14 protein-coding genes are annotated in these 16,060 nt (G+C 42.8%); 13 read left to right on the plus strand and 1 reads right to left on the minus strand.

From position 1 onward, the window contains the following. Positions 1-113 precede the first annotated feature (113 nt). The 10 genes from EP58_RS10450 (at position 114) to EP58_RS10495 (ending at position 10,523) form a co-directional block, all read left to right on the plus strand. Positions 114-854: a WxL domain-containing protein gene (locus tag EP58_RS10450; RefSeq protein WP_036093159.1), complete on the plus strand. Its 741-nt coding sequence runs from the start codon at positions 114-116 to the stop codon at positions 852-854. A 314-nt stretch (positions 855-1,168) separates the two neighbouring features. Continuing rightward, entirely contained in the window at positions 1,169-1,732 is a 564-nt protein-coding gene (gene ahpC / locus EP58_RS10455) for an alkyl hydroperoxide reductase subunit C (RefSeq protein WP_036093161.1), read from the plus strand. A 2-nt stretch (positions 1,733-1,734) separates the two neighbouring features. Continuing rightward, on the plus strand, positions 1,735-3,264 hold the full coding sequence (gene ahpF, locus EP58_RS10460) for an alkyl hydroperoxide reductase subunit F (protein ID WP_036093162.1): 1,530 nt from the start codon (positions 1,735-1,737) through the stop codon (positions 3,262-3,264). A 117-nt stretch (positions 3,265-3,381) separates the two neighbouring features. Then, the gene (locus tag EP58_RS10465; RefSeq protein ID WP_036093163.1) at positions 3,382-3,999 is read left to right on the plus strand and encodes an acetyltransferase; all 618 of its coding nucleotides are present in this window, start codon (positions 3,382-3,384) and stop codon (positions 3,997-3,999) included. Continuing rightward, positions 3,996-4,211, plus strand: a complete 216-nt coding sequence (locus EP58_RS10470; protein ID WP_036093164.1) for a hypothetical protein — start codon at positions 3,996-3,998, stop codon at positions 4,209-4,211. The genes EP58_RS10465 and EP58_RS10470 overlap by 4 nt, the downstream gene beginning before the upstream one ends. Positions 4,212-4,815: 604 nt before the next feature. Continuing rightward, on the plus strand, positions 4,816-6,264 hold the full coding sequence (locus tag EP58_RS10475; RefSeq protein ID WP_036093165.1) for an FAD-binding oxidoreductase: 1,449 nt from the start codon (positions 4,816-4,818) through the stop codon (positions 6,262-6,264). A gap of 68 nt (positions 6,265-6,332) precedes the next feature. Beyond that, positions 6,333-6,902 (plus strand): glycerol-3-phosphate responsive antiterminator, encoded by a 570-nt coding sequence (locus tag EP58_RS10480; protein WP_036093166.1) that lies wholly within the window; start codon positions 6,333-6,335, stop codon positions 6,900-6,902. A gap of 78 nt (positions 6,903-6,980) precedes the next feature. Continuing rightward, positions 6,981-8,264: an MFS transporter gene (locus tag EP58_RS10485; RefSeq protein ID WP_036093167.1), complete on the plus strand. Its 1,284-nt coding sequence runs from the start codon at positions 6,981-6,983 to the stop codon at positions 8,262-8,264. Positions 8,265-8,278: 14 nt separating this feature from the next. Continuing rightward, positions 8,279-9,055: an SDR family oxidoreductase gene (locus EP58_RS10490; RefSeq protein WP_036093169.1), complete on the plus strand. Its 777-nt coding sequence runs from the start codon at positions 8,279-8,281 to the stop codon at positions 9,053-9,055. A gap of 34 nt (positions 9,056-9,089) precedes the next feature. Next, the gene (locus EP58_RS10495) at positions 9,090-10,523 is read left to right on the plus strand and encodes an FGGY-family carbohydrate kinase (RefSeq protein WP_036093170.1); all 1,434 of its coding nucleotides are present in this window, start codon (positions 9,090-9,092) and stop codon (positions 10,521-10,523) included. A gap of 50 nt (positions 10,524-10,573) precedes the next feature. Here the strand turns inward: EP58_RS10495 and EP58_RS10500 are convergent, their stop codons facing one another. Beyond that, on the minus strand, positions 10,574-12,022 hold the full coding sequence (locus tag EP58_RS10500; protein ID WP_036093172.1) for an AcpB/EbpR/MafR family transcriptional regulator: 1,449 nt from the start codon (positions 12,020-12,022) through the stop codon (positions 10,574-10,576). 219 nt (positions 12,023-12,241) lie between these two features. Between EP58_RS10500 and EP58_RS10505 the strand changes: the two genes are divergently transcribed. The 3 genes from EP58_RS10505 to EP58_RS10515 form a co-directional block, all read left to right on the plus strand. Further along, on the plus strand, positions 12,242-12,961 hold the full coding sequence (locus EP58_RS10505) for a Crp/Fnr family transcriptional regulator (RefSeq protein WP_036093173.1): 720 nt from the start codon (positions 12,242-12,244) through the stop codon (positions 12,959-12,961). Positions 12,962-13,157: 196 nt separating this feature from the next. Then, entirely contained in the window at positions 13,158-13,874 is a 717-nt protein-coding gene (locus tag EP58_RS10510) for a Crp/Fnr family transcriptional regulator (RefSeq protein ID WP_036093174.1), read from the plus strand. Positions 13,875-14,138: 264 nt separating this feature from the next. Further along, on the plus strand, positions 14,139-16,060 hold a 1,922-nt coding region (locus tag EP58_RS10515; RefSeq protein ID WP_036093176.1), incomplete at its 3' end, for a toxin Cry1Ac domain D-VI-related protein.

The following is a 16,060-nucleotide window of genomic DNA, read 5'->3' on the forward strand; positions in this document are numbered from 1 at the left end:
GCGAGGAAAATCTCAGGATATTTCTTAACATTGTAGGATAAGCATCAGATGCAAGACCAAGTGATCTCGGGATAGCTTCATCAAATCCTGGCACTTCGAAGGAGAACTTTCACATGACAATCAAAAAATTCGCGGTAATCGGTTTAGTAACAATTTCAGCAGTAGCAGCAACAATCGGTATGGGTACACAAGCATCAGCAGCAGAAGTTGGCTCATTAACAACAGATAGCAAAGTAAAATTCACAAAACAAGCGGAAGATACGATTATCCCTCCAGTAAACCCAATCGATCCTGACCAACCGCTTGATCCAGATGCGGAAGTAACACCAGGAACTGGCGGACCGTTAAGCATCGGTTACGTCTCTGAATTCGACTTCGGTACACAAGAAATTTCTGGTGAAACGAAAACATACAACGCAAAATTAGATAAAGTCAAAGTTGGCGGCGAATACGTTGACGTACCAAATAACGTGCAAGTAGCGGATAACCGTGGTAACAACGCAGGTTGGAATTTGACAGTCGCGCAAAATGGCCAATTAAAAGACGGTTCTGCCCGTAATCTAGAAGGTGCAGAAATCGCCATTACAAAAGGTACTGCCGTAACGAAAACGGGAACAGGCGTAACCGCTCCAACCGTGAATCAATCGATCAAATTAAATCCAAACGGTACAGCGTCCATGGTTATGAACGCAACAGCCAATCAAGGTATGGGTCAATGGGTGGATAAATTCGGAGCAGATAACACAGCCGCAGCAGACGCCGTGACACTAACAGTACCAGGTAAATCAGCGAAATATGCCGATTCAGATTATGCAACAACACTAACTTGGACACTTTCTGACACACCACAATAATAAAAAAATGAAAATGCGTATCGAAAATCTGATGTTAGATTCTTGATACGCATTTTTTTCCTGTTTAAGGATACATAATTGAGAAAATGCTATTTTAATTGATAAAAATAAAATCCATGTAAAAAAAGAATCCGCTATCAATAATTAAATCCGTTGCTATAGAATGATTTACAGCTTTGGGAATAAGTCAAGTCAAAATTACATTGACTTCAAAACAATAAACATTATAATTAACCATTGACATTCTAACGAAACAAGGTGATAATTTTAAGTGTGTAGTTTCACATAATAGGAAATTTAAAGGAGGAAATACAATGTCATTAATAGGTAAAGAAATAGAAGAATTTGCTGCTAAAGCCTTCCATCAAGGTGAATTTATAGATGTTTCATCGGAAAGTTTCAAAGGAAAATGGGGCGTGGTCTGCTTTTACCCGGCCGATTTCACCTTTGTTTGCCCAACTGAACTAGAAGATTTGCAAGATCAATATAAAACGTTGCAAGAGCTGGGTGTAGAAGTTTACTCCGTTTCAACAGACACACACTTCACGCATAAAGCATGGCATGATTCTTCAGACGCAATTGGTAAAATCGAATATATCATGATTGGCGACCCGACACATAAAATCTCACGTATTTTTGACGTGCTAGATGAAGAAGAAGGTTTGGCGAATCGTGGAACATTTATCATCGATCCAGATGGTGTTGTTCAAACAATCGAAATTAACGCAGACGGTATTGGTCGCGACGCCAGCACTTTAGTGGATAAAATCCGTGCTGCACAATACGTACGAAACAATCCAGGCGAAGTTTGTCCCGCAAAATGGAAAGAAGGCGCGGATACGCTGAAACCAAGCCTAGACTTAGTAGGTAAAATCTAAAAATGGCATTAGATCAAGAAATTAAAGCGCAACTAGCGGGCTATCTGGATTTACTAGAACAAAACATTGTTCTAAAAGTAAGCGTCGCAACAGATGAAAACTCGCAAAAACTACTGGAATTCGTCACGGAAATTGCGGACATGTCTCCAAAAATCCGCTTAGAACATGGTTCACTATCCAGAACACCGAGCTTCAGCGTCGAACGTGAAAACGAAGACTTCGGCATTGCTTTTGCGGGGATTCCGTTAGGTCACGAATTCACTTCACTAATTTTGGCGTTGCTACAAGTCAGTGGTCGTCCGCCGAAAATCAGTGAAAATCTCGCTGCCCAAATCAAAAGAATCAACAAACCGCATCATTTTGAGTCTTACGTAAGTTTGACGTGTCACAACTGCCCAGACATCGTGCAGGCGCTTAATATCATGAGCGTGCTGAATCCTAATATCTCGCACACGATGATCGAAGGCGGCATGTTTAAAGACGAAGTGGAAGCGAAAAACATCATGGCTGTACCGACAATTTTTGAAAATGGCGTTTTATTTGGAAGTGGCCGCATGACGATCGAGCAAATCATCATCAAAATCGTTGGTGAAGCAGATGCCTCCGAATTTGAAGCGAAAGATCCGTTCGATGTCCTCGTAATCGGTGGCGGTCCAGCAGGTGCTAGTGCTGCGATTTATGCCGCGCGCAAAGGGATTCGCACTGGAATTGTAGCAGATACGTTTGGCGGTCAGGTACTAGAAACGCTAAGCATCGAGAATGTGATTGGAACGAAATATACAGAAGGTCCAAAACTGATTGCGCAGATTGAAGAACACGTGAACGAATACGGCGTGGATGTGATGAAACAAGTGCGCGCTAAAAGCATCACGAAGAACGAAAACGTGGAAGTCACACTCGAAAATGGCGCTGTTTTAACGACTAAAACGGCGATTATCTCGACGGGTGCAAGATGGCGTAATATCGGCGTTCCTGGTGAACAGGAGTTCAAAAATAAAGGTGTTGCCTATTGTCCACACTGTGACGGTCCGCTTTTTGAAGGGAAGAATGTCGCTGTCGTTGGCGGTGGAAACTCTGGTATTGAGGCGGCGATTGACCTCGCTGGTACGGTGAAACATGTGACTGTGCTTGAATTTATGCCGGAACTAAAAGCCGATGATGTTTTGCAGAAGCGTCTTTATTCCTTACAGAATGTCACTGTTTTGAAAAATGTACAGACGAAAGAAATTACAGGGCAGGACAAAGTGAACGGCGTTACGTATGTGAACCGCGAAACGGGCGAAGAAGTTCACGTTGATGTAGAAGGCATCTTCATCCTGATTGGTCTAGCTCCGAACACGGAATGGCTGGGAGACGATATCGAGCGCAATAAAATGGGCGAGATTATCACGAATAAACACGGCGAGACAAGCGTTCCCGGCATATTCGCGGCTGGGGATTGCACGGACAGTGCCTATAAACAAATTATCATTTCAATGGGTTCAGGCGCTACCGCAGCACTTGGCGCATTCGATTATATGATACGAAATTAAAAAAAGCTATCGATCTGCAACGTTTTGAAGTTGTAGGTCGGTAGTTTTTTGCGGTTCTCCAAAAGTGGATTCTCGTGGTATACTGAATAAAAATGTATGAGCTAAAGGAGAAACGAGATGGCAGATGTAATCATAGTTGGAGATGGCGGTCATAGCAAAGTTGTTCGGGAATGCTTGGAGCAGCAAGGTGTCGACACGATTATCGGAATTTTAGACAACAAATATACGAGTTACGAAAAAAATGGGGCGCAATTTCGAGCTCCGTTTGACGATTTTGAGCAGTACAAAAAGGATACGACATTGTGGTTCATCGCTATTGGTGATAATAAGGCGCGTGCGGGAGTTGCGGCTAAATTGGGTGATGTGCGGTATGCAACGATTATACATCCGACGGCGATTATTTCGAAGGCGGCGACGATTGAACCGGGCACTGTTATTATGCCGTTAGCGGTGGTCCAGCCAGATAGCGTTATTGGCGCACATACGATTATTAATACAGGCGCGATTGTGGAGCATGACGTGATTATTTCCGAGGCAGCGCACGTTTCACCAAGGGCTACGGTAACAGGAGGCGTCAAAATTGGGACGGGTGTTCATGTTGGGGCTTCGGCGGTTGTGAATCCAGGGGTGGATTTAGGCGCATATTCTGTGATTGGAGCGGGCGCAGTGGTTGTTGGTGATACGGAAGCCGGGATGACGTATGTTGGGGTGCCAGCGAGGAAGTTGGAGCGATGAGGGCATTGTTTAAGAAGTTGAATGATTTTGATGAGGAGCATCCTTATTTGGGTGTCTTGATAGCAGCAGTTGTGGGTAGTGTGATAGGTATTTTGATAGAATATGTAGTAAATGGTGATTTTGTAAAATCGGGATTTTATGGGGTGTTATTTTTTAACGCTGGATGGTTATTATATGCTAGGAGAAGAGTGAAAAAAAAGAGGAGTTCATAATGTGGCAATCACGCACGCGGGAACGCGCCGATTTTTTTTGGTATCATAGCCTTCATATCTAGCTTTGTTGTGGTTCTTGGAAAGCGTCGTGTGCTTTTTTAGAACCTCAATATGCAGTGGAATGTAATGAGACTGCCTTCCTTTAGAATAGTGCCTCGAAAACTTCACGCCCTCCATAAAAAGCAAGAGAGGCTTTTTACTGCGGCCGCTCCAGTTTTTTTCGGAGCTGAGCGAGGTAGAGACTAATATTAGTTTTGTAGTAGTTCAAAGTAGGGCAATCATGTACGCGGGAACGCTCCGATTTTTTACGTATCATCGCTTTCAGATCTAGCTTCAAAAGCCAGCCTCTCGGAAATTTCGGTGCCTCCGAAAAATCCAAAAGAGGGATTTATCTGCGCCCCCTAACAATTTCTGTCGAGGCTAAACGGGCTTTTTCCGCTTTTCTTCCTTGACTTCCATGTAAGCGTTCTATATACTGTAGTTAGTTGCTAGAGAATTGAGATAAGCGACTCCTAATTTGTAGGAGTGCGCTTTTTTTGTGCTCTAAATACAGAAAATTTTACCATTATTAGTGAAATTGCGAATTGGAAGGGGTAGTTTAAGCATGGTTTTATCACGTGAGGAAGTTAGGAAAGCAATGGCGAAATTAGTTGGGGCGGAGAATTTGGTGACGGAGGAAGAGGCGTTGCAGCATGCGAGTATTGACCGTTATCGGAAGTATGAGGATATTTCGGGGATTTTTACGCAACCGATTCCGGCTGCGATTGTGAAGGCGCGCAATACGGATGATATCGTGAATGTGTTGCAGTTTTGTAATGCGAATGGAGTTAATTGTATTCCGCGGACTGGGAATTCGGCGCTTGAGAGTATGCTCGAATCTGTGAAGCCGAATCATATTGTGTTGGATGGTTCGGGGCTTGATAAAGTAGTGGAAATTGATGAATATAATATGCAAGTGACGTGCCAAGCTGGTGTGGTGCTGGAGGATATTGAGAATCAGCTGCGTGCGAAGGGGTTGACGACGGGGCATTCGCCGCAATCAAAACCGCTGGCGCAGATGGGTGGACTCGTTGCGACGCGTAGTACGGGCCAGTTCTCGACGCTGTATGGTGGGATTGAGGACATGATTGTCGGTTTGGAGGCGGTTTTCCCGAACGGGGAAGTGACGCGGATTAAAAATGTGCCGAGACGTGCGGCGGGGCCTGATATTCGCCATGTTGTCGTTGGGAACGAAGGCGCGCTTTGTTATATTACGGAAGTCACCGTGAAAATTTTTAAATATCAGCCGGAGAATCATCGTTTTTATGGCTATACGTTGGATGATATGGAAGTCGGATTTGAGATTTTGCGTGAGGTGATGGTCGCGGGTTACAAGCCTTCGATTGCGAGGTTGTACGATGTGGCGGACGCGGCGGGGCATTTCTCGCATTTTCAGAAGGATAAATGTGTGTTGATTTTCATGGCGGAAGGGCCTGCGGGAATCACGGCGGCAACGGGTGCTGGAATTGAGGAAATCGTTGCGAAATACGGGCAATGTGAACAGGTGGAGAGCCAGTTTATCTCGGATTGGTTTGATAATTTGAATTGGTTCCCCGAGCAAGTGGCGGAGGAGCGCGAGGAGATTGTTGCTACGAAAAATATGGGATTCACGACGGAAATCGCTGCGAATTGGGGTCAAATTAACGCGATTTATGAGTCGGCTTGTGCGCGTGTGAAGGCGGAAGTTCCTGATGTGACGTGGGTTGGCGGCCATTCTTCGCATAGTTATATGAACGGGACGAATCTTTATTTTGTGTATTACTATGATTTGAACTGTGAGCCTACGGAGGAAATTCATAAATACCACAACCCGATTAACAAAATTATCGTGGAGGAGTCGCTGAAACATGGCGGGACAATGGTGCATCATCATGGTGTCGGCAAGGCGCGTGCTCCGTGGATTAAAGATGAGTACGGTTCATCATTCTACATTCTGAAAACGTTGAAGCAAGCGTTTGATCCGAATAATGTGATGAATGCAGGAAATATAATCCCGCTTGAGTTCTTAGATTAAAGCAGTGTAAGATAGTGTATTGGGTCTTTATTAGGCCTAATACACTATTGAAGATGGGGGATTTTAAAATGAGAGAGAATATGTTGGATTTGCTAGCAGATAACCCGATTATTGCGGCGATTAAAGATGAAACAGGACTTGAAAAAGTGGTGCAGTCAAACTGTCATCTTGTATTTATTTTGTACGGGAATATTTGTAATATCGGTCAAATTGTAGCACAGGTCAAGGCGGCTGGTAAAGTTGCTTTTGTGGATATTGATTTGGTGGAAGGTACGTCGAATCGCGAAATTGTTGTCGAGTTTATGCGTAAAAATACGGAGGCGGACGGAATTATTAGTTCCAAACCAGCGATTGTGCGTGCGGCGAAAATGAAAGGTTTTTACACGATTCATCGGTTTTTCTTGATCGATTCGATGTCGTATCATAACTTGCCGAAACAGGTGGCGGCGTCAAAAACGGATTGTGTGGAGATTTTGCCGGGATGTATGCCAAAAGTGCTCGGTTGGGTGCAGGATACGATTAGTCAGCCGGTGATTGCGAGTGGGTTGGTTTGTGATAAGGAGGATGTGTTGATGGCGCTGCAAGCTGGTGCTGTGGCGATTTCGTCAACGAGTCCAGATGTGTGGGATAATATTTGATTTTTAAAAAGCGCAGAATAAAAAAGAACGTTTTAACCAAATAATGTAAGCGGTTTCTAGCTTTTGAGGGGGCAAACTATGAAGAAGGCAAAATATAGTCGTTGGTTTATTATCGCCATTATTGGCATGACGGGTGGCATGAGTTTTGAGCTGCCGTATTTGAAGTATAACTATCAGGTTCCGATGGAGTCACTGATGGGGCTTAGTGCTACGCAAGTCGGGTTTATTATGAGTGTTTATGGGACGGCGGCGATGGTGTTGTATGCGCCGAGTGGAGTTGTTGCGGATAAGTTTTCGCATAAGAAATTGATTACGTTTTCAATGGTGATCACGGGGGGCTTGGCGTTTTTGATGGCGCTTTATCCGCCGTATTGGATGCTGCTCGTGATTCAAGTGTTGCTGGCGATTACGACGGTTTTGTTTATGTGGTCGGCGACGGTGAAGGCGGTTGCGATTTTGGGAACGGCGGAGGAGCAGGGAAGTTTGCTCGGTTTTGCGGAAGGGATGCGCGGATTTGGTGCGCTTGTGACGGCGTTTTTGACGTTGTGGATGTTCCAATTGTTTGGCGCTGAATCGAACCCGAATAGTTTGAAAGCGGTGATGGTGACATACGGGATTTTCTATATTGTGTTCGGGATTCTGTGCTGGTTTGTGGTGCCTGAGGAGTCAAAAGCGGCGCGTGCGGCATTACCGAAATCGGAAAAGTTAGCGGCGAAGGATATACTGGTTGTCTTGAAAAAACGGACGACGTGGTATTGTAGCCTGATTATCATGGGTGTGTATACGATTTTTGCGGTGCTGAGTTATACGACGAGTTATTTGATTGATATTTTTGCGATGCCGGTTGTGATGGCAACGTTTATTGGGATGATTCGGAATCAGGTTTTCCGGACAATCGCAGGTCCTGTGGGTGCGCTAGTTTCGGCTAAAACGCGGTTGAAATCGCCGACGAAGATTATTTTTATTGGTAGTATCGTGACGTTTATTGGGCTGATTTGTATTATCGTGATTCCGGCTAGTGCGAGTATTATTTTTGTGATGATTGGACTGGTGTTGCTGCTGGCTTTCTTCAATTATGTGTCGCGGGGCATGTATTTTGCAACGATTGGGGAGGCTGGGACGCCGAGTTCGACGATGGGAACAACGATTGGTGTGGCGTCGTTGATTGGATTCTTGCCGGATGTGTTTATTTATCCGCTGATTGGGCATTGGCAGGACACGCTTGTGGCGACGCAGGCGTATCGGAATATGTGGATTCTCGGGCTTGTGGCGACGGGAATGGCACTGCTTTTTTGTACGTTATTAATGCGCGATATTAAACAGAAAAAACAAGCTATAATGGCTTCATTAGAGACACTTTGAGGGAGGAAAATAAGATGAATATACAAGATTTTGAAATGGATTTCTTTTCGTTAAAAGGTAAAAATGCGATTGTGACTGGTGGGAATTCAGGGCTTGGACAGGCTTTTGCGTTGGCGCTTGCGAAGGCGGGTGCTAATTTATTTATTCCGAGTATTGTGGCGGATGACGGGACGACGGAGCGCATGATTACGGAGGCTGGCGGGAAAATGGTGTTTATGCAGGCGGATATTACGAAGGAGGGCGTGCCGAAGCGGATTATAGATGAATGTGTGGCGGAGCTTGGTTCTGTGGATATTTTAGTGAACTCGGCTGGGATTTGTAAGCTTGCGGAGGTTCAGGATTTTGGTCGGGAGCAGTGGGACCCGATGATTCAGCTGAATTTGACGGCGGCGTTTGAGCTTAGTTATGAGGCTTCAAAACGAATGATTCCGCAACGGAGCGGGAAAATTATTAACATTTGTTCGCTGTTTTCGTTTCTTGGTGGGCAGTGGTCTCCGGCGTATGCGGCGACAAAACACGGGATTGCAGGCTTGACGAAGGCGTATTGTGATGAGTTGGCGCAGTATAATATTCAGGTGAACGGGATTGCGCCAGGGTATTACGCGACGGAAATTACGACGGCAACGCGCAGCAATCCGGAAACGAATCAGCGGGTGTTGGATCATATTCCGGCGAACCGTTGGGGCGAGACGCAGGATTTGATGGGGACAACAGTGTTCCTTGCGAGTCGTGCTTCGGATTATGTGAATGGACATCTGCTGGTTGTGGATGGTGGGTATTTGGTACGCTAAGGTAAATTTGACGGAAAAGAAGGTTTGGATACTTATGACGAAGAAATATATTATCGGGATTGATGGGGGTTCGCAGAGCTCGAAGGTTGTTATTTTTGATTTAGAGGGCACGATTGTTTCGGAAGGGAAATGTGAGTTGCAGCCGATGCACTTGGCGGAGAACGGTGTGGTGGAGCATCCGGACGATGATTTATGGGATTCGCTTGTTGTGGCGAGCCGAGCTGCGATGGATTATTTCCCGGGAAATAAAGCGGATATTATCGGGCTGGGATTGTGCACTATTCGGTTTTGCCGGGCGTTGTTGAAGCGGGATGGGAGTTTGGCGTCGCCGGTGATGAGTTGGATGGATGCGCGGGTTTCGAAGCCTTATGTGCATGAGAATGAGGATGTGGCGTATGTGACGACGACTTCGGGGTACATGACGCAGCGTTTGACGGGGGAGTTCGTGGATACGGCGGCGAATTATCAAGGGCAGTGGCCGATTGATACGGATACGTGGGCTTGGAGTGAGGACGATGCTGTAATTGAGCAGTTGGGGATTCCGCGCGAGATGCTATTTGAGTTAAAGATGCCGGGTGATATTTTAGGAGCGGTGACGGGAGATGTTGCGGCTAAACTTGGTATTCCTGAGGGTATTCCGGTAGTCGCAACGGCGAATGATAAGGCGGTGGAGGCACTTGGAGCGGGACTTTTAGCGGAGAATACGGCGCTGATTTCGCTTGGGACGTATATCGCGGCGATGATTCCGGGACATGATAATCCGAAGGGCACGACGGCTTTTTGGACGAATTTTGCATCGACACCGCGGCAGTATCTTTATGAAAGTAATGGGATACGACGCGGGATGTGGACGGTGAGCTGGTTTAAGGAACTTTTGGGCGACGATATTATGCTAAAAGCGCATCAAGATGGGCATTCGGTCGAAGAATTTTTGAATCGAGAGGCACAGCATATTCCGGCTGGTTCGGAGGGCTTGATGACCGTTCTTGATTGGCTAGCACCTGCCGAGGCCCCTTACCGAAAAGGCATGATGATTGGCTTTGACGCCAGGCATACGCGTGCACATATTTACCGCTCCATTTTAGAAGCTATCGCAATGACTATGAAAAACCGTGTGGACGAAATGTGCACAGAGCTTGGCATAACGCTTGAAAACCTTATTATATCAGGAGGTGGCTCCAATAGTGCGCTACTAATGCAGATTTTTGCGGATGTATTTGGCATTCCAACAACGCGAAATGAAGTCAATGGTTCGGCTAGTTTAGGTGCCGCAATTTGCGTCGCCGTTGCCTTGGATATTTATCCAGATTATGAAACCGCAGCTAAAAAAATGATACGTACAGGAAATACATTTGAACCCGATAAATCAAATGTTGCATTATATAGTAGGATAAATCAGGAAGTATACAAGGGTATTACGGATAGTACTGATAACTTGCTAAAAAAAGCAGCTTTGATTTTTCAATAAAAATAGGCACGTCGAGAAAATCGATATTGATTTCCTCGCGTGCTTATTTTCTATACATTTCTGGCTCCGATGATTTGTTCTAATTGATTAAAGTCTCGCTTAGTTGGCGGTACATGCCAGACTAAGACCTTTGTTTGGGAAGATAATTCAACGGGTGCATCGCTAATAATCAAGTCATATTGCGGTGCATGCTCTTTAGGGTCAAGTTCTTCACAAAAAATAAGATATTCTTCAGAGTAATGCTGACGAATCTGCCCCTTCAAATATTCTTCCCACAAAAAACCACTTTTTGAAATAACCTTCACATGCAGGCGTTGTGTAAAAAGTTCATTCATTAAACTAACATTGAATAAATCATGCAAATGTGCTGAAATAACTTTCTTATTATCACGAATAAAAGTATAGTCTGGATGGCGTTCGTATTTTTGAAGTTTCTCTAGAATGGCCTCTATCGTAATAATATCTGGAATAAACTTTTTAGAAAAATGATCGACATCTAAAATAAGGTTTGTCTTTTTCACAAATGTAAAGCGGGTTAAATAATCTAAAATAGCTAGTTTGATTGTATCCGTTTCTTTTAACCTACCATCCAGTAAAGTTACAATATCCTCTGCTAAAATGAAGCGTTGATTTCGGAATTTTTTATGATAGTCAATTCGAAATTTTATTCGTTCCAGGCTAATGTCTGTGAAGGAACACAAGAAACTAATATTCAAAATAATATAGCGTTCCATCAAGCTTACAGGTTCACCCAAAAATTGATCTAAATCACTGAAATCGAGTGTTTTAGAGTCATAGTACATATAAATATCATCAATCGTGCGTTGTTCTTCGGGGGTTAAATCAGCTAAATAACCTTGTTTTATTCGAGTTAAACAAACACAGATTGCAATCGCATACTCCATTCGTGAACTGAGAGAGAAATATACCCCCATTTTAGCTTCAAATTTTTGAATAAATCGATTAATCTGTTCAAAGCTAATTTCGTCACTAATCCAACCGGAATAGGGGTGGCTTTTAATAAATAGGTGGGAAAAATAAAACCGAACATTAATCTCGTTTCCTTCAATTTGCAGCGGTTTATTATTTAATATAAGTCTGCTCCGAGCTAAGAATGTATCAATCTCTTTTAACTTCAAATAAAATGAAGCAGGACTAATAAAGTTTTTTTCTGCCCATTCAGGTATTGTCAATTTATCGTCATTGAAGATGGACACGGAGAGTACGAATAAATCACTATTAGTAATCATATAAGCTTGCAAAAAATCAAAATTAATATCGGGGGCGGCGGTTAAAAATAGACGCCTATCTTCCTCATAAATGTGAGCCAATTCAACTGGACAGGTAGAATTGAATAGCTTTATATCAGCGTTTAATGTATTCAATGAGCACTCCACAGCCACTGTTAATTCTTTTTTGCTCAACGGTTTTTCTGCAAAAAATAATATATTGAGCCATTTTAATTTCCGATAACCAGATGCGGTAATAATATTTTTCATCCTGAAACACCTCCATCTCTTACTTTTATGATAAGATAATCACAAAAAAAGTGCAAATAATAAAATACTTAACATATATAGAAAAATTAGGAGTTCAAAACTTTGCTACATTCTAGTATGGAAAAATCCATTAATCTAGAAAATAGAACTAATATATCCATGATAGTATCGATACTATAGTTATTAAAAGAGACTATAATCAAAAGAAAGAGAGACAAAATGATGAATCAACGAGCAGTAGGAATGAATTTTTTATATAATTCGAGTGTTGTCGAAAAGGAATTTAGCAAAGAAAGATTTCTACAGAGTTTAAGGGAGGATAACGTTTATCCAATTAAAGGGACTATAAAACAGTACGAAAAATACGAACAAATTATGAAGGAATCTGAAGTCGTAGAAGAGATTTTTTTCATTGTGTCAGGATATATTATAGCGTGCGAAGGACAAGCGAGAATTACCTATTTCTACGGAAGTCAGGATATTATTGGCTTGGAAAACCTCATGCTTGAGAAGCCATCTTCGTGTTCCTTTGAAGCCGTTTCAGATAAGGTCAAGGTAATTAAATACAAAAAAGTAGACATTATCGAGAAACTACTAAATACGCAAGAAGGATATCTGTATCATTACGTGTATATGCAAGATCGCGTGACACAGATGGTGAGGCGAGAAGAGTTATTGCGATTACCTTCTGAGGATAGAGTCAGTTTAGCTCTATTTAGGCTGTCCGAAAGATATGGAGAATCAATACCACAATCAGATATCACTGTGTTCCCAAAGCCAATCAACAAAGGCATGCTTGCGAGATATACAAATCTAAATCCCAATACGGTTACTGTTGCTTTCCAAAATCTATACCAAGAAAAAGTACTAACAACCAATCAAAAATCGCTACATGTAGATATATCCAAATTGAAGTCAAAATTGGCGGATATATTATGAAAACAATACATGATCCACAAGAAGACATGGCTACTCGGTTTCGTGTTGTTCTGATCGAAACAGCAAGATTTTATCAAAGGAAATGAAAAAAAGTTGCATTTTTTTAGAAAAATCCGTTTATTCAATCGTCAGCTGGTAAAGTGTAAGTAGGCAAAGGAGAACACCACACAAACTAATTTGAAGGAGGCAAAACAACATGAGACAGAAGGTAGAGATGATGACCCTTTTATACGACCAACGCCATATCGAAAAACAGTTTAGCGAAGAAAAATTCCAAACATTTTTACAAAAGGATACGATTTTTCCACTCGAAGGCACGCGAAAAAAGTACCGAAAAGGCGACATACTGATCGAAGAGGACGATGAGGTAGACGACATCTTTTTCATTGCATCTGGTCACTTAGTTGCCACGAAAAATACCGAAAACGTCATTGATTTTTATGCACATCAAGATGTCATTGGACTGAGTCACCTCTTGTTAGGCAGCCGTTCCGAATACGCTTACCAGGTCATTTCGAACGAACTAACCGTGGTGAAATACGCGAAAGAAGACATCATTGATAACGTCATTAACACGCAAGAGGGCTACTTCTACCATTACGTGCACATGCAAAACCAAGTCGCACGGATGATGGAAAAAGAAGCATTATTACGACTTCCCTCCGAAGAACGCATCAGTCGCGCTATTTGGAAACTCGGAGAAAAATTTGGGCAATCGATGCAAGATGACCCGGATACCATCTGTTTCCCCACCCAAATCAGTAAAGGCATGCTCGCGCAATACACCAACCTTAACCCCAACACGGTCACGAACATCCTCCAAAAACTGCAAGCAGAAGATATTATCTATTCGATGAAACGGACTATTTATTTCAATACCTATAAATTACAAGCAAAATTGGATGTTCAATAAATAGTAACAATTGGGCGAAGCAAGCTCTGGAAATGTGGAAAACAGGCGTACTAAATCCTGATAAGATTAGTCTTGTAACAAGGATGCACCTAGAAAACGAAGAGGAGTGGTTATCTATATATATGAAGTCTTTACCTGTGTGTCTAGTTTTTCTCTAATGAATTGACAAGAAAAATGAATTTGTTATAAATACGCAGATACAGCACAAAAGCCTGCTAAACTAAACGTAAGCCAACAAATAATAAAAGAAAGAAGGAATGAAAAATGAAAATGAAAAAATTAATGAGTGTGGTTGCTTTAACATCAATTATCGGAACAAGTGTGGTCACACCATTTAATGTCTTGGCAACACCAGCAGCAGCATCAGAACAACAAAATAATGTTTCTACCACCAACAAGTTGATACAATTGACATCAGATCGTTTTAAAAACTTACCTTATGGGCTCACTAGCACTTCTTATGTAGAGAGCACGAATAGATACTATTGGTACAGTGGGACGTCTAGAACCAATGATTGGATATCTTTTAATGACGGACAAAGTTTTACAACTGCTCGCGTACACAGCGCATCTAATGCGGGTCATTGGGGACCTTCAGCTATTATTGATACAGAGATAGGGAAGGAATACACCATTTCTGTTGATTACGAAGCGACGTATAGCGCGTATATCTCTGTAGTTGATGCAACGAATAGTAAATCGTTAGGGGTAAGCGCCAGTAATATAGCGAAAACAGGTACACGTACGGTCACATTTACGGCAACAACGACACAGTCACAGGTCAAATTCCTATCATATTCCCCGTCAAGTTCTGGTTTGAATACGACTACGTATTCTAATATTCAGGCAGATAAGTCTGCAAAACAATTGCTGTTAGATAATGTCGCAGTACAAAATGAAGCGCGTGAAGCTGTCAATAATTTATTTGAAAACAAAAACCCACAAGGCAATATTACAGCGACTGTGACAGAAGACAGCATTGCGAATGCCCAAAATCTAGTGGATCAAGTAGTAGATGTAACGAAAAAGGCAGAGCTACAAGCCGATTTAGACAAAGCCAAAGCACAACTAGCAGATAAAGTCGCGAAGGCACAGGCAGAAAAAGAAGCGCAAGATAAAGCCCGTGAAGCCGTCAACAACTTGTTTGAAAACAAAGAGCCAAATGGCACTATCACAACAGGCATCACGCAAGCAGACATCACGAATGCGCAAAACCTCATCAATCAAGTGACCGATGCGGATAAAAAAGCAGCACTACAAGCGGATTTAGAGAAAGCAAAAACACAATTAGCGGACAAAGAAGCACAAGCACAAGCAGAAAAAGAAGCGCAAGATAAAGCCCGTGAAGCAGTCAACAACTTGTTTGAAAACAAAGATCCAAATGGCAACATCACAGTTGGACTAACGCAAGAAGACATCACGAATGCGCAAAACCTCATCAACCAAGTGACCGATGCGGATAAAAAAGCAGCACTACAAGCGGATTTAGAGAAAGCAAAAACACAATTAGCGGACAAAGAAGCGCAAGCACAAGCAGAGAAAGAAGCCCAAGATAAAGCCCGTGAAGCAGTCAACAACTTGTTTGAAAACAAAGATCCAAATGGCAACATCACAGCTAGACTAACGCAAGAAGACATCACGAATGCGCAAAACCTCATCAACCAAGTGACTGATACGGATAAAAAAGCAGCACTACAAACGGATTTAGAGAAAGTCAAAACACAATTAGCGGACAAAGAAGCACAAGCACAAGCAGAAAAAGAAGCCCAGGATAAAGCCCGTGAAGCCATCAACAACTTGTTTGAAAATAAAGACCCAAGCGGCAATATCACAACTGGCATCACACAAGAAGACATCACGAATGCGCAAAACCTCATCAACCAAGTGACTGATACGGATAAAAAAGCAGCACTACAAGCCGATTTAGAGAAAGTCAAAACACAATTAGCCGAGAAAGAAGCGCAAGCACAAGCTGAGAAAGAAGCCCAAGACAAAGCCCGTGAAGCCATCAACAACTTGTTTGAAAACAAAGACCCTAAAGGGAATATTCTATCTAGTATCACACAAGAAGACGTTACACATGCACAAAACCTCATCAACCAAGTGACCGATGCGGATAAAAAAGCAGCCTTACAAGCCGATTTAGAGAAAGCGAAACAACAACTAGCGGAGCGCTTAGCAACTAC

It is taken from the genome of Paenilisteria newyorkensis, assembly GCF_000766145.1.
Lineage (GTDB): Bacteria > Bacillota > Bacilli > Lactobacillales > Listeriaceae > Listeria_A > Listeria_A newyorkensis.

What these genes read in the sequence shown, in the direction of transcription:
- EP58_RS10450 (WP_036093159.1), top strand. Translation starts at nt 114, where the DNA reads ATGACAATCAAAAAATTCGCGGTAATCGGTTTAGTAACAATTTCAGCA.
- ahpC (WP_036093161.1), top strand. Translation starts at nt 1,169, where the DNA reads ATGTCATTAATAGGTAAAGAAATAGAAGAATTTGCTGCTAAAGCCTTC.
- ahpF (WP_036093162.1), top strand. Translation starts at nt 1,735, where the DNA reads ATGGCATTAGATCAAGAAATTAAAGCGCAACTAGCGGGCTATCTGGAT.
- EP58_RS10465 (WP_036093163.1), top strand. Translation starts at nt 3,382, where the DNA reads ATGGCAGATGTAATCATAGTTGGAGATGGCGGTCATAGCAAAGTTGTT.
- EP58_RS10470 (WP_036093164.1), top strand. Translation starts at nt 3,996, where the DNA reads ATGAGGGCATTGTTTAAGAAGTTGAATGATTTTGATGAGGAGCATCCT.
- EP58_RS10475 (WP_036093165.1), top strand. Translation starts at nt 4,816, where the DNA reads ATGGTTTTATCACGTGAGGAAGTTAGGAAAGCAATGGCGAAATTAGTT.
- EP58_RS10480 (WP_036093166.1), top strand. Translation starts at nt 6,333, where the DNA reads ATGAGAGAGAATATGTTGGATTTGCTAGCAGATAACCCGATTATTGCG.
- EP58_RS10485 (WP_036093167.1), top strand. Translation starts at nt 6,981, where the DNA reads ATGAAGAAGGCAAAATATAGTCGTTGGTTTATTATCGCCATTATTGGC.
- EP58_RS10490 (WP_036093169.1), top strand. Translation starts at nt 8,279, where the DNA reads ATGAATATACAAGATTTTGAAATGGATTTCTTTTCGTTAAAAGGTAAA.
- EP58_RS10495 (WP_036093170.1), top strand. Translation starts at nt 9,090, where the DNA reads ATGACGAAGAAATATATTATCGGGATTGATGGGGGTTCGCAGAGCTCG.
- EP58_RS10500 (WP_036093172.1), bottom strand. Translation starts at nt 12,022, where the DNA reads ATGAAAAATATTATTACCGCATCTGGTTATCGGAAATTAAAATGGCTC.
- EP58_RS10505 (WP_036093173.1), top strand. Translation starts at nt 12,242, where the DNA reads ATGATGAATCAACGAGCAGTAGGAATGAATTTTTTATATAATTCGAGT.
- EP58_RS10510 (WP_036093174.1), top strand. Translation starts at nt 13,158, where the DNA reads ATGAGACAGAAGGTAGAGATGATGACCCTTTTATACGACCAACGCCAT.